Annotated in this window: 10 protein-coding genes; 2 read left to right on the top strand and 8 right to left on the bottom strand. The window is 38.4% G+C overall.

The features are described from left to right. Positions 1-65 precede the first annotated feature (65 nt). The 3 genes from LQZ75_RS06760 to LQZ75_RS06770 form a co-directional block, all read right to left on the bottom strand. Complete coding sequence (locus tag LQZ75_RS06760) at positions 66-1,403, bottom strand: hemolysin family protein (RefSeq protein ID WP_230097078.1); 1,338 nt, start codon at positions 1,401-1,403, stop codon at positions 66-68. A gap of 169 nt (positions 1,404-1,572) precedes the next feature. After that, positions 1,573-1,722, bottom strand: a complete 150-nt coding sequence (rpmG, locus tag LQZ75_RS06765) for a 50S ribosomal protein L33 (protein WP_168721942.1) — start codon at positions 1,720-1,722, stop codon at positions 1,573-1,575. A gap of 123 nt (positions 1,723-1,845) precedes the next feature. Next, positions 1,846-3,924 carry a peptidoglycan D,D-transpeptidase FtsI family protein gene (locus LQZ75_RS06770; protein WP_230097079.1) on the bottom strand — a complete coding sequence of 693 codons (2,079 nt, stop codon included), beginning with the start codon at positions 3,922-3,924 and terminating at the stop codon, positions 1,846-1,848. Positions 3,925-4,135: 211 nt separating this feature from the next. Here LQZ75_RS06770 and LQZ75_RS06775 point away from each other — a divergent pair, with 211 nt between their 5' ends. Continuing rightward, complete coding sequence (locus tag LQZ75_RS06775) at positions 4,136-6,751, top strand: YfhO family protein (protein ID WP_230097080.1); 2,616 nt, start codon at positions 4,136-4,138, stop codon at positions 6,749-6,751. A 139-nt stretch (positions 6,752-6,890) separates the two neighbouring features. Here the strand turns inward: LQZ75_RS06775 and LQZ75_RS06780 are convergent, their stop codons facing one another. From LQZ75_RS06780 to LQZ75_RS06795, 4 genes are all read right to left on the bottom strand, one after another. Next, a complete protein-coding gene (locus LQZ75_RS06780; protein ID WP_230097081.1) occupies positions 6,891-11,195 on the bottom strand; it encodes a PolC-type DNA polymerase III in 4,305 nt (1,434 codons plus the stop codon). A gap of 70 nt (positions 11,196-11,265) precedes the next feature. Then, positions 11,266-12,261, bottom strand: a complete 996-nt coding sequence (locus tag LQZ75_RS06785; RefSeq protein WP_230097082.1) for an aldo/keto reductase — start codon at positions 12,259-12,261, stop codon at positions 11,266-11,268. 38 nt (positions 12,262-12,299) lie between these two features. Further along, positions 12,300-12,479, bottom strand: coding sequence for a hypothetical protein (locus LQZ75_RS06790; protein ID WP_230097083.1), 180 nt, complete (start codon positions 12,477-12,479; stop codon positions 12,300-12,302). Between the two features lie 48 nt (positions 12,480-12,527). Next, positions 12,528-12,818, bottom strand: a complete 291-nt coding sequence (locus tag LQZ75_RS06795) for a HesB/YadR/YfhF family protein (RefSeq protein ID WP_230097084.1) — start codon at positions 12,816-12,818, stop codon at positions 12,528-12,530. A 218-nt stretch (positions 12,819-13,036) separates the two neighbouring features. Between LQZ75_RS06795 and greA the strand changes: the two genes are divergently transcribed. Next, complete coding sequence (gene greA, locus LQZ75_RS06800) at positions 13,037-13,522, top strand: transcription elongation factor GreA (RefSeq protein ID WP_230097085.1); 486 nt, start codon at positions 13,037-13,039, stop codon at positions 13,520-13,522. Between the two features lie 196 nt (positions 13,523-13,718). On the opposite strand, the gene LQZ75_RS06805 is transcribed toward greA, so the two are convergent. Beyond that, complete coding sequence (locus LQZ75_RS06805) at positions 13,719-14,666, bottom strand: L-lactate dehydrogenase (protein WP_230097086.1); 948 nt, start codon at positions 14,664-14,666, stop codon at positions 13,719-13,721. Positions 14,667-14,698: the final 32 nt, after the last annotated feature.

The following is a 14,698-nucleotide window of genomic DNA, read 5'->3' on the forward strand; positions in this document are numbered from 1 at the left end:
TCTCTTTTACGATAACAATAAAAAAGGATATCAAGCGTTTTCGCTTAATATCCTTTTTATTAATTCTATTCTTCAGTATCTTCAACAACTTCTGGAATTAACTTAGTAATTTCAAATTCATTGATGTACGCATTATCGTAGTCCAATGCTTTAATTTCAAAGTTAGCCACATGCATCACGTCACCGGTACGGAAATCTGGTTCATGATTAAGGACATATCCTGTTAAAGTTACCGCTTCATCTTCTTCGAAATCTTTAATATTAACATCAAAGTAGCGTTCCAAATCATAGAGCGAAACTTTTCCGCTTACTTTGTACTTGTAGTTTCCTAATTTTTGAATATAATCATCGGCAACATCATCGATTTCATCGCGAACTGATCCAAATAATTCTTCATAGATATCCTTATCTGTAATCAATCCTGATGTTCCACCATATTCATCAACAACAATTGTAATTGGTGCCCGTTTAGCAACCATTACTTTAAGGACATCATGCACGTCCATATTTTCAGGCACAGCTGGAATGTCACGCATAATTTTAACGACTGGTTCAGAATCATCAATTCGACCTTGACGAATTAAATCATACGTATAGACATATCCAATCACCTTATCTTTGTCACCATCGGCAATGATTGGCAGGCGTGAGTAACTTTCTTGAATATAAATTTCAAGTGCTTCATGAATCGTTGTGTCAACATCCACTACACACATTGATGTTCGGTCAACCATAATATCAACTGCAACCTTATCATTCATATCAAAGGCCCGTTCCATAAATGTTAAATCTTCTTCATCCAATTCACCCGCCTTAGCAGCATTTTTAGATAATGATAAAATTTCATTTTGTGAATAGATGTCTTCATCAGCTGCCGTTGGATATCCAAGTAAATGAGTAAACAAATTAGCAGTCCGATCCAAGATGAAAATCAATGGGTAAAGGACAATATGGAAAAACCGTACTGGCCGTACAATGAGTAATAAAATTTTAACCGGATCAGCAATCGCAATATTTTTAGGCACCAAGTCGGTAAAAACCGCGTGAATAACTGTAAATAATAAAATTGCGATAATTGATGAAATTCCTTGGGCCACATTGGCTGGTAGAATTCCACTTGCAATGATTGCATCAGCAATCGTAACCTCACCAATCCACCCTAAAATAAGACTCGTAAGGGTAATTCCAACTTGCGCAGTTGAAAGGTATTCAGTTAAATTTTCTGTCATGTGAATAGCAGCATCAATTAAACGTGTTGAGCCTTTACGTTCTTCCTTAAGAGAGCGCAAAGCACTAACTCGCACACGTACCAATGCATACTCTGTTAGCGTAAATAAAACAGCTAACATTAACACTAATACAATGACAACGACATTAATTAAATAAGACGGACCAGGTTCCAAGACGGTAAACCTCTTTTCATAATAAATTTTTTTGGTAATACATATTATAGCACGCCAACATAAAACGACCAACAAAACTATTATGTTTCAATGATCAATATTATTGACGTTAACAAACAAAAAAAGCACAATGAGAAAACTCATCGTACTTTCTTGTTAGTAAATTTAATTACTTAGTTTCACGGTGTAAAGTAACCTTACGATCACGTGGGCAGTACTTGTTAACTTCAAGACGGTCAGGGTTGTTCCGACGGTTCTTATTTGACAAGTAGTTGCGTTCACCGCATTCAGTACATTCTAAAGTAATGTTAATGCGCATGTCAAAACCCTCCAGTATTAATTTCTCAATAAATCTAGGGGGTGGCTAATTTCTTAGCACACGCTCCCTCAACTCAAACTATAATACCAGAAATTAAATTCAATTACTAGCCCTATTTGAGTTTTATTGCTTATCGTCTTTATTTGGTGTGTATCCTTTGACCGTTGACTTATCATTGACATATTTGAAGTAGGCATTATAAATATCCATCGCCATATTAATATTCAAATTTGATCCAAAGTTTGATTGCGGACCATTTGGCATTGCCAAAGCAATTGCAATATTAGATCCTGGAATATAAGTAATCAAACTCAAAGTCAAAGTCGGTTGACCATCAGTAAATGTTTCGGCCGTCCCCGTCTTAGCGTATGGGGTTGGTGAAATTTTGGCTAATGCTTGCCCTGTCCGACGAGGATTAGGACCATCAACAACTTGTTGCATCCCCTCAGTAATAACTGCTCGTTGTTCTGGTGTCCAGCCAACTGAATTCAAAATTTTAGGCTGTACAGTCGTTTGAATGTTACTTAATTTACCTTGCGAATTTGAAGCTGCAATTGATTGCACTACGTGTGGTTGCATCCGGTAACCACCATTGGCAATTGTTGAAACATATTGTGCTAATTGTAATACAGTGTAAGCATCGTATTGACCATATGATTCCATCAACGCTTTCCCTAAATCCGCACGACCACTTGGTCCCACAATCCCAGCTGATTCACCTGGCAAGTCAATTCCGGTCTTAACTCCAAGACCAAATAAATTGAAGTTGTTACGCATAATTTTGAATAAATCTGGGTTAACATCTTTCAAGCCCATTCCTGGGTGGTATTGCGTACCACCTTCTCGTAATGCTAATTGCATCATATATGAGTTTGATGATACTGCTAACGCTGTTTGTGCGTTAATTGGCACGACTCCATTACGGTTCCAGTCAGAACTCATCGCTGGTGTCCCCGCAATTTTGATTGGTTGGTCATTAATAATGTTATTGGTTGGGCTAATCACCCCTAACTTCAAACCACCAGTAACCATTGCCGGCTTAACTGCTGACCCCATAACAATCGCTTGGTTAATTGCGCCTAAGGCATTTGAAGTAACCTCACCTGTCTTGGAATCACGGTTAACTCCCGCGATTCCATAAATACCACCAGTGTATGGATTCATCGCTACCGCATAAGCTCCAGAGGTTAAACCACCAGAGATATTCTTACGGAGTGTTTCTTCCATGGCTGCTTGGAATTTTGCATTAATCGATAAAACTAAGTTATCACCCTTACGGCCAGGATAACCTTCAACCGCATTGACAATTTTATTGTTTGAAGCCGTTTCAAATTCGGTTTGACCTTTTGTTCCCTTCAAAACAGGTTCATATTGTTTTTCAAGGTAGCTTTGTCCAACTGAGTCATTACGTGAATATCCCTTACTTAACAAGACATTCAAATTATCTGCTGGTAATCCAACTTTTTCAGAAGAAACTGTTCCGATAACTGCTTGAATTGACTTACCTTGTGGGTAGTCTCGTTTCCAAGCAGTTGAGATAGAAACGCCTGGCATTGAGTTTAAGTGTTCACCGATTTCGGCAATTGACTTATCACTCACACCACCTTCTTTAATATAGGTCGTTGATAATTGATATGCACCTGTCATCTTTTGAAAGATCATCGCCGCATTTTCTTGCTCATCTGATAATGCATAGCGCTTTGGATGATTGAAAACTTCTTGTAATTGCGCTTTATATTGCGCGTTTGGCCCTAAAGCTTTAAAGTTCTTAATATTTGAATTAATTTCTTTAGCAGTCGCACTATCAGCTAACAAGTAATCAGCGACTGTTCGTTTCGCCAATTGGGATGTATCGACATTTAAATACCGACCTAACCGATTAGCAGTATCATACATCTGGCTACTTAAAACATTAACCCCTTTAGTATATGAAATCGCCTTAGCTGCTTTATTACCAACTAAAACTTGTCCAGTTGAGTCATAAATCATCCCCCGCTGTACATTTGTCGTTTCAACTAAGGTATCCGTCCGACTGACATCCGCTACAAAGAAGGCCCCTTTGGAAATTTGTAAATAATAAAGTTGTCCAATCAAGGCTGCAAACAAAGCAAAAACAACTGCTAAAATCAAATTTAACCGAAATGGTAAATCTGAACGATACCCCTTTTTCTTACGTGCTCGACGTGTAAATCGATTTTCCATGTATCTCCCACCAACTAAACTGCACACCATACTGTACAATTTTCAATTTTTATTTTTCTTATACCTGATATCAAATCACTACCTGATAACATTTAACGTTATTTATTGTAACATACTGAATTGAATTCAGTTATGCTCTTATACGTTGTTTTAATTTTTTATGGTAAAGTTATCTTAACTTAAAACCAAAAAAGGAACGTTAATTTATAATATGAAAAAATATTTTAATGACAAAAGTTTACCATTGTGGTTAGCTTTTGGGCTACCAATTATTATCATGGGTTCTTATTTTGCAACTAGGCATATGATGCCATTTGGTAAATCAACAATTTTAACGGTTGATTTAGGCCAACAGTATGTCGATATGTTTGCCATAATGCGTAATACATTGCTTCATCATCCGGCAACTTTCCTCTATTCTTTTAGCAACGCCCTTGGTGGTGATATGTTAGGTATTTGGACATACTATTTAATGAGTCCCCTCAACTTACTTTTATTGTTTTTCCCACCCGCGTTACTACCTACTGGCATCCTCATCTTAACGCTCTTAAAATACGGACTTGCCAGTGTTGCCATGACCTGTGTTTTGATTAAAACGCAGCGGCAAACTGGTTGGCTGGCCACAAGTTTCGGCTTAATGTATGCCTTTATGGGGTGGATGATAGCTTACCAACTAAATTTACTTTGGTTAGATGCTTTAATTTTATTACCATTAATTATCTATGGCCTTGAAACTTTGTTAACTACGGGAAAATATCGTTACTATGTGATTACCTTTACCCTCATGTTAGTAATCAACTACTATATGGCCTATATGATTGCCCTCTTCCTGATTTTATACTGGTTTTGGACAATTTCACAAAACCATTTTTCATGGCGGCAAATCCGACAAGCATTCATCCGCTTTGCCACAGGTTCCCTCTTAAGTGTTGCTCTAGCAGCAATTAGTTTATTACCAACTTTTTTTCAATTAACCCAAGGAAAAGGCCAATATAACACTACCAACATTGGCCATTGGATTGAATACAATCCCCTATTTTTCTTTAGTAAGCTGTTTATTGGAAGCTTTAACTTTGCACAAATGCCTAGTGGGCAGCCGAATATTTTTATCGCTAGTATTGGGGCCTTTGGTGCTATTTTATATTTCATCAACACCAATATCCGCTGGCAAAATCGTTTAATTGCGGGCCTAGTAACAGTATTTATATTTTGTTCAATGTTTATTGCTCCTTTGGATTTATTCTGGCACGGTTTACAATTTCCCGTCTGGTATCCTTATCGCTTTAGCTTTCTTTGGTCATTTTGGCTCCTTTGGTTAGCAAGTACTAGTATCGATGCCCGCCAACCGTTAAAAATTAAACCATTTATTGCTTTAATTAGTAGTTTGGGCATTGTCTTTGTAATTGTTGCAGTTACCTTTAGTAAAACTAATTTTATGACCTGGCCACAATTATTAGTAGGTACTGCCTTTGCCCTCTTAGCGTTAGTCCTATTATTAAGCCCTCGCATTAAAATATGGTCATGGCTGGTTTTATTATTAACAATTACGGAAGTAAGCACTAATGCAATCTGGTGTCTCAATAACTTTAGCTATTTGACTAAAACCGAATATCAAAACCAAATTAACGCTACCCATGCAGCTCTATCTACCATACCAAATACCAGCACACATTTCTTCCGTGTTGGCCAAACGTATTCACGTACTAAAGGTGATCCATTTATGCAAGATTATTTTGGTGGCTCTGCATTTAGCTCATCTTTTTCAAAAAAGACCAGTGATTTTATGGGGCTAATTGGAAATCCTAACGGCGATAATTATGCGACTTATTATAACGGTACAAAAGTTACCGATAATCTACTTGGTTTCAAATATTTCTTAGATGCATCAGCGCATTTTGCGACGGCACCAGGAGCACCAGCACGGATGCAAAATACGCAACGGCCAGATTTAATCAGCGACCTGTTCCATGCGGAAACTCCTGATGTAACTATTTACCAAAACCCAGGCGCCTTACCACTTGGCTTTGCGGTTAATCCAAGTGCATTAAATGTAGCATTAAAAAATGATAATCCATTGGTTAATCAAACGAATCTCTGGAATAATCTAATTGGGCAACCAAAGCAAACATTGTTCACCCCGATACCATTCTCAAACTTCACCACAACCAATACTAATCGACCTCAAAATATTAATGGGGCGTTCTTAACACCTAAAAATTTAGTTAAACCAACGACATTATCGGCTACTTTTACGCCCCAAGATGATAATCCTTATTATTTAACATTGGGGGCTAACTTAACACCAGATGTCGTGACAATTACCTTAAACGGCCGTATTTTACACACCAACGATGCTTTTAAAGCACCAATCGTGCTTAATTTAACTAATATGGCCAAAGATCAGCCACAAACATTAGTTTTCACTTTAAAGAAATCAACCTTATGGCTCCAACAAGTTGGCTTGTATGAACTTAATGCGCCATTATTACAAGCACAAACTAAGCAACTTCAAGCACACTCATGGCAAATTAAGCACTTCAGCCAACGGAATATTAGAGGCGACATCACCATTCCAGAAAGCAAGCAATTACTAATGACCACGATTCCACAAGTCCCTGGATGGCACGCCACCGTTGATGGCCAAAGTATTAAAACCAAAACCATCGCAAATATGTTCATCGCCGTTCCCGTGACTAAGGGTCACCATACAGTTACGCTTAAATATACGCCACCATTTCTGCTCCTAGGTAGCCTTATTAGTGGGCTGGCCTTATTAGTTTCGCTGTTTTATATAATGTTCAAACGCTCACAGCAGCTACGTAATTAAAAAGCGCCTGCCATAACTAAGTTGTCGGAGTAATTCATTACCAAAATACATCAAAAGCCTCCTTGAAGAAAAATTCTTCAAGGAGGCTTTTTAGTAGATTGCTTACTATTATTTGATTACCGTCACAGCGGATTTTAATTTAGAAATCAAATAATGATAATTGGTTCTCATCAGGAAGCCCATCTAAAACGTGGTGTGTCGTCATAAACTCAATTAACGTTGATGACACTTTCCCTCGTAATTTTAAGTCTTCTTTTGAAATAAATTCTTGGTCGGCTCGAGCCGCAATAATTTGCTTAGCGACGTTATCACCAAGACCTGGTAAGGCATTGAATGGGGCAATCAAAGTATCCCCATCAATTAACCAATCTAAAGCATCTGATTTCTCTAAATCAACCATCTTAAACTTCAAACCACGTTCAAGAGCTTCATTGGCTAATTCCAATACGGTCAGCGTTTCTTTGTCTTTAGCTGTTACATCGTTACCTAACTTGTAAAGTTCGTTAATAGCCGCTTTAACGCTATCTTTACCATTCGCCATAGCGACAACATCAAAGCTATCCGCTCGAACAGAGAAGTACGCACTATAGTAAAGCGTTGGGAAATAAACTTTAAAGTAAGCTACACGTAACGCCATCAAAACGTATGCCGCTGCGTGGGCCCGTGGGAACATATATTTAATCTTTAAACATGAATCAATATACCATTCTGGCACACCAGCTGCACGCATTTCCGCTTGGTATTCATCACTAATTCCCTTACCCTTACGAACTTTTTCCATAATTTGGAAGGCTGATTCCGATTCCATCCCGTAATTGATTAAATCGGTCATGATCTTATCACGAGTCCCAATAACATTGGCGATCGTTGCCGTCCCGTCTTTAATCAATTCATCAGCATTCCCTAACCACACGTCTGTTCCGTGTGATAATCCTGAGATTTGGAGTAATTCAGAGTAATTTTGGGGATGCGTTTGTTCCAACATCCCCCGGACAAAGCGAGTTCCAAATTCAGGTATTCCAAGGGTTCCAGTTTTCGAATAAATCGCATCGGGAGTCACCCCTAGAGCAGTTGTCCCAGAAAATAAGCTCATCACGCCTGGATCATCCATTGGAATAGTATGCGGATCAATCCCAGACATATCTTGTAACGTCCGAATCATCGTTGGATCATCATGTCCCAAAATATCAATTTTTAAAATATTATCGTGAATTGAGTGGAAATCAAAGTGCGTCGTTTTCCACGTTGCATTAATATCATCGGCTGGAAATTGAATTGGCGTAAAATCATAAATATCCATATAATCGGGCACAACTAGAATTCCGGCGGGGTGTTGGCCGGTTGTTCGCTTAACGCCAGTCGCTCCTTTAGCAAGCCGTTCAACCTCTGCAGAACGTAATTGCGTTTCCGTTTCCCGCTCAAAAGCTTTAACGTATCCAAAGGCGGTTTTATCAGCAATTGTTCCAATTGTTCCCGCTCGGAAAACATTATTCTCACCAAACATAACCTTAGTAAAGTTATGGGCAATTGGTTGGTAATCTCCTGAGAAATTCAAATCAATATCGGGGACCTTATTCCCTTTGAATCCCAAGAACGTTTCAAACGGAATATTTTGACCATCTCCAACCATGCGAATATGACAGTTAGGGCAATCTTTATCTGGTAAATCAAAACCCGATTCATATTCCCCTTTTGTAAAGAATTCACTATATTTACATTCGGTACACCGATAGTGTGGTGGTAATGGATTAACTTCTGTAATCCCAATGAAGGTCGCTACAACTGAAGAGCCAACCGACCCCCGAGAACCGACTAAGTACCCATCTTTATTTGACTTTGCAACTAACCGTTGGGAAATCAAATAAATTACGGAGAATCCATTAGAAATAATTGATTTTAATTCTTTATCAATTTGCTTTTGGACAACATCTGGTAAGGGTTTACCATATAAATCCCAAGCTGTTTCATATGTTCGGCGTTCAATCTCTTCATCCGCTCCCGGCATGTTAGGGGTATAGAGTTGATCTTTTAACGGTTTAATATCCTCAATCATATCAGCTAATGCATTGGGTGCTTCAACGACAATCTCATGGGCAACTTCTGGACCTAAGAAGCTAAATTCAGCTAATAATTCATCCGTCGTTTTAAAGTATAAATCTGGTAAAGTTGTCCGATTAAGCGGATTAGCCCCACCTTGTGATTTAACAATAACATCCCGATACACTCGGTCTTCAGGATTTAAGTAGTGAACATCCCCAGTAGCAACAACTGGAATATTTAGTTCGTGACCAATTTGGACTAAATTAGTCAAGATATCTTCCAGCTTGGCTTCATCGGCAATTAGTTCACTTTCAATTAATGGCGCATACGCTGCCTTAGGTTGCACTTCGATATAATCATAGTACCGCGCTAATTCTTTAGCACGTGGCATCCCTTTTTGCATAATTGCTTCAAAGACTTCACCCGTATTATCACCGGTTCCAATTAGTAACCCTTCACGATATTGATTTAATAGTGAATGTGGAATCCGTGGTACTCGATAAAAATAACTAATATTAGATGTCGAAATCAACTTGAACATATTTTTAAGCCCAGCTTGGGTCTTCGCCAAAATCGAAACATGGTTTGGCCGGGCATGCTTCCAAGAATCATTATCCGTCATATGCTCATTTAATTGATCATGGAACGTAATATCATATTGTTCTTTGGCATCTTTTAAGAAGAGCATATTTAACTTACCGGTTGTTTCCGAGTCAAAAATAGCTCGGTGGTGGTGTTCAAGATTCACACCGAATTTTTTAGCCAAAGTATTCAACCGATAGCTCTTTAAATCTGGATATAAAAACCGGGCTAACGTTAACGTATCAATCACGGGGTTAGTAATAGGTCCCATGCCATGCCGATCATAGCCGGTGTTCATAAAGCCCAAATCAAACGTTACGTTATGACCAACTAAGATGGCATCACCATAAAATTCACGAAACTCACTGAAAACTTGTTCTTCTGATTTCGAACCTTGAACCATCGAGTCGGTAATTGACGTTAAATTAGTTGTCGTTTCGGACAAGTGAAAACCAGGATCAATAAACTCTTCAAACTCCGCAATCACGTTACCTTTAACCATTTTAACAGCTGATAATTCAATTACTTTATCATAAATTGCTGAAAGCCCCGTTGTTTCCACGTCAAAGATTACATATTCAGTATCGGCGGCGTCTAAAGGAACATGTTTTGGATTAATCCCAATTTCAGCCCCGTCACTAACCAAGTTAGCTTCCACCCCGTATAACATTTTGATGTCATTTTTCTTTGCTGCAGCAAACGCATCCGGAAAGGCTTGAACACCAGTTGTATCAGTGACTGCAATTGCCCGGTGGCCCCATTTACTAGCTTGCTTAACTAAATCACCAATATTATTAGTCGCATCCATTGCCGACATGTTTGAATGCACGTGTAATTCAACGCGCTTTTCATCCGCTAGGGCTGTATCTTGCCGATTTTCGTGTTCAACAACTTGAATATCATAAATATTGATTACTAAATCATGTTGATACGTATCTTCTTGAACTGATCCCCGAATACGAACCCACATCCCCGGTTTAATATTCTCAAAGAATTTAGTATCTTCATCGTCGCGCGAGAATTTTTTAGCAATATATGAACTTGAATAGTCTGTTAATTTAAGTGATAGTAATTGACGTTCTGACCGTAAAACACGAACCTCAGAATCAAAAATATAACCTTCGATAACGACTGAACGTTCTTCTTGATTAATATCAATCATGCGAGTAATTTCAGCATCATCAGCAATCCGCCGACCTAAGGATAATTTAACATCCCCATTTTGTCCGGCTGCTTCCATTTTAGCTTGGGCCTGTTGGGTAATTTCACGTTCTTTTTGGATTTGGGCTTCCCGTAATTGTTGAGTTGTTGCTTCATTTAATTCGGCATCAACTAAAACCTCAAAAGCTACACCATTGATACCTAATCGCCGATAAGCATCACTAATAGCGGCAAGGCCAGTTTGGTTAAAGTAACTCGCCGCAATTTGATTTTGAACTTTTAGTTGTAGTTTACGGCCTTGATCAACTACCCCCGCATCAACAATCATCTGTTGCATCCCACCTGATAATTCGGCAAATTGCGCCACAAATGGCCAGTATTCCATGACCACTTCATGGGGCTGTTGATTTGGATTGGCTAAAATAAAATTCCACTTAACTTTAGCAATTTTGTTAAAAGCCGTTTGTAAATTAATGGCAAATTGCGTCAAAACTGGTAATGACCATAGATTTTGTGTTGCAAAATTAAATTCCCATACTTCTGAAATTTCATGCACTACTACACTGTCAATTTGCGCGTCCTGATAAACCGTTTGATCGCTGTTAGCTAAGTTAATTTGTTCTAATAACTTAACAAATAATTCTTGTTTATTTAAACTCACGTCGTAACCCTTTTCTCTAAGTCCTATACCTGGCTAGAAAACAAAAAAGCAGCCCAAGGCCACTTTTTAATTATTTTCCAGATAAAATATCATCAATTATTTTAATTTCGCTATCAGACAATGTCATATTGTCACTAAAACGTACATTATCCAACAAATGATTTACGCTTGATGCACCGATAATCACTGATGGAACTCGTTCATCTTTAAGTAACCATGCTAATGCAAGTTGTGATAACTGTTGGCCACGTTCTTTAGCTAAATTGTTCAACGCATTCAACTTAGCAACGACTTGCTCGGGGCCTTGATCAAGCATTAATTTATTTGACCAGTGTAATGGCATATCTGCAGGAATACCATCCAAGTAGCGATCAGTTAATAGTCCTTCCGCTAATGGACCATAGGCAATTACTCCCGCCCGGTGTTTAGCAGCTGCTTCTAATAAACCATCATCTTCAATTTCACGATTTAACATGTTATAAGATACTTGATTCCCAACAAATGGTGTACCAAGTTCTTCAAAAATTTCAGCAATTGCGTTAAATTGAGCCGTTGTGTAGTTTGATACCCCAACATACAAGGCCTTACCTTGTCGAACTAATAAGTCCATGCTTTCAGCAACTTCACGCACGTTAGTTTCTGGATCAAAACGGTGAGCATAAAAAATATCAACATAATCAAGGTGCATCCGTTGCAATGATAAGTCTAATGCTTGAACCATCGTCTTTTTTGAAGTAAATTCACCAAACGGACCAGGCCACATATGAAAACCTGCTTTGGTTGTAATTACCAATTCATTTCGGTATGGTTTAAGGTCTTTTTCAAAAACGGCCCCAAATGTCTCTTCCGCACTACCAGCAGATGGGCCGTAGTTTGATGCATTATCAAATGAAAAAATTCCATTATCAAAAGCTTTTAAAATCACTTCACGTGAATTACTTAAAGGTTTTTCATCCCCTAAGTTACGCCATAATCCAAAAGATAATGTTGGTAAAATCATTCCTGTATCTGCCACACGACGGTATGGGAGTTTTTCGTATCGATCATCAGCTGCTGCAAAAACCATTAAATTCCTCCATTTATGCACAATCAAACGTGCTCAGTTTATTTTTTACTTTCTCGAACAATTTCCGCATCCAAAAGCTTAATTAATAAACGCTTCCGGGCCCGTGGCCGCTTAGTTGCTTCTGTATAAATTGCATGTTTTTCTTGGACCAATTTGAGTTCAGCTTCGTAATTGGGATTCATTTCCGCTTGCATTGCTAAATATTCATCTAAATTCATCTAGTTCTCCTCATTGATTCAACATTTTTGTTGTGATTACATCGATAATTAACTAAAGTTATACTCCGGGCCAACTTCATCATCATTAACGTTTACAGTTAAATGATAGTCGCTAAACAGCCACTCATCACGTTCATTAACATAATAGTTAACACCATCTTTTTCAATCAAAATAACGGGATTATTAGGCGTATCATCGCGAGCCATTGCTACTGAAAAACCTTTATGAACATTAGTTGCCCCATAGGTCTTCCCGTAGAAACGCACCCCATTACCTGGGACTAATCCCATTTCACTTTGGAACCATTTACTTGCTTGATCTGTAATCGTTAATTGCATTTATCCGGCCTGCTTTCGTTAACATATCCTGCAATCTCTCTGATGTCAGTATAGCACATTCTCATTTTTAGAAAAATAGTTAATCTAGCTCATTAGCTTAACCTTCTCAATATATTTAATTATTACTTTAATTAGCCCAAAACAAGAAAAGGTACTTGTCACAATGCCGTTTGCGTGCTACATTAATCTTGCTATATTTATAAAAAGGACGTGAACTCATGGCTGAAGACAAACAATTTCCAATGACCCTTGATGGTAAGGAAAAGCTTGAAGCAGAATTAAATGATATGATCACCAACAAGCGTGGTGAAATTACAAAACGGATTCAAATTGCTCGTTCATTCGGGGATTTATCTGAAAACTCAGAATACCAATCAGCAAAGGATGAACAAGCCTTTGTTGAAGGTCGCATTAAGACCTTACAAAACATGTTGCAATACTCTGTTATTATTGACAGTGATGCCATTGCATCTGATGAAGTTTCAATTGGTAAAAACGTAACTTTCAAGGAACTTCCAGATGAAGAACCTGAAACTTACTCAATCGTTGGTGCCGTTGAAGCCGATCCTTTGAGTGGTAAGATCTCTAACGAATCACCAATCGCCAAGGCCCTTGATGGTCACAAAATTGGTGACAAAGTTAGCGTACCACTTCCAAATGGTGCTAGCATGGATGTTGAAATCCTTAACGTTAGCGTTAACTAACTTAAATATCAGTTATGCTACACAAAAAAGCCCTAGATTGCTCAAGTCTAGGGCTTTTTGATTGTGTAAATAATCCGAAGAAGCCTACAACGTACGCTTTGCAATAGAATTCTTTTGGATAAGCTTATTCTAACTCATTAATTCATATAATTGAATTTATTTTAGTACATTAAGCTGTAAATTTTTTGATAATAAGTTACAACTTCGCAAACGCATCGTTGGTAATCTCTTTTAATGTTTTGGCAGACGCTTGCATGCGTTCATTTTCGGTGGGTGATAATGGTATTTCAATTACCTTTGCAACTCCTTGCGCATCAATCACGGCTGGCGTTCCAATATAAATATCATCTAATCCATAGGCCCCATCTAGATAAGCACCAACTGGCAACACCGCATGTTCATCCCGTAAAATAGCTCGACTAATCCGCACTAGCGAAGTCGCAATTCCATAATAAGTTGCGCCCTTCCGGTTAATAATTTCATACGCCTTGTGCGCCGTTTGATACAAGATTTTTTCAAGATCTGCATCCGTTAGCTTGGCATCACTAGCAAAGGCTTTCAATGGCCGTCCGCCAATGACCGCTTCATCATAGTTTGCAAATTCTGAATCACCATGTTCCCCTAGAATATACGCATCAACTGAACGGGGATCAACCTTAAATTGTTTCCCTAAGGCGACACGTAACCGAGATGTATCTAATGACGTCCCCGATCCAAACACTCGCGTTTTAGGTAATCCTGAGAATTTTTGAGCTGCATACGTCATTATATCAACCGGATTGGCCGCCACAACAATAATCCCATTAAACCCTGATGCCATCAGTGGTTCAATAATTGATTTCATAATTTTGAGATTTTTATCGACTAGTTGTAACCGTGTTTCACCCGGCTTTTGGGGCGCACCTGCTGTTATAACGACTAATTCAGCATCGTGAGCATCGGCATAATCACCACTGTAAATCTTTTTGGGTGCTGTAAATGCAGTTGCATCTTCCAAGTCCAAAGCATCCCCTTCAGTCTTATCTTTGAAAACATCAATAATAACTAATTCTTCGGCTAATTCTTGTTGGACCATCGCAAATGCGTAGGCTGACCCCACGGCACCATCACCAACAACTACAACTTTATGTCCTTTTAAAGCCATCTTTAAATCCTCCAATTCAAGTTAATAATTTG

It is taken from the genome of Periweissella fabaria, assembly GCF_918814575.1.
Lineage (GTDB): Bacteria > Bacillota > Bacilli > Lactobacillales > Lactobacillaceae > Periweissella > Periweissella fabaria.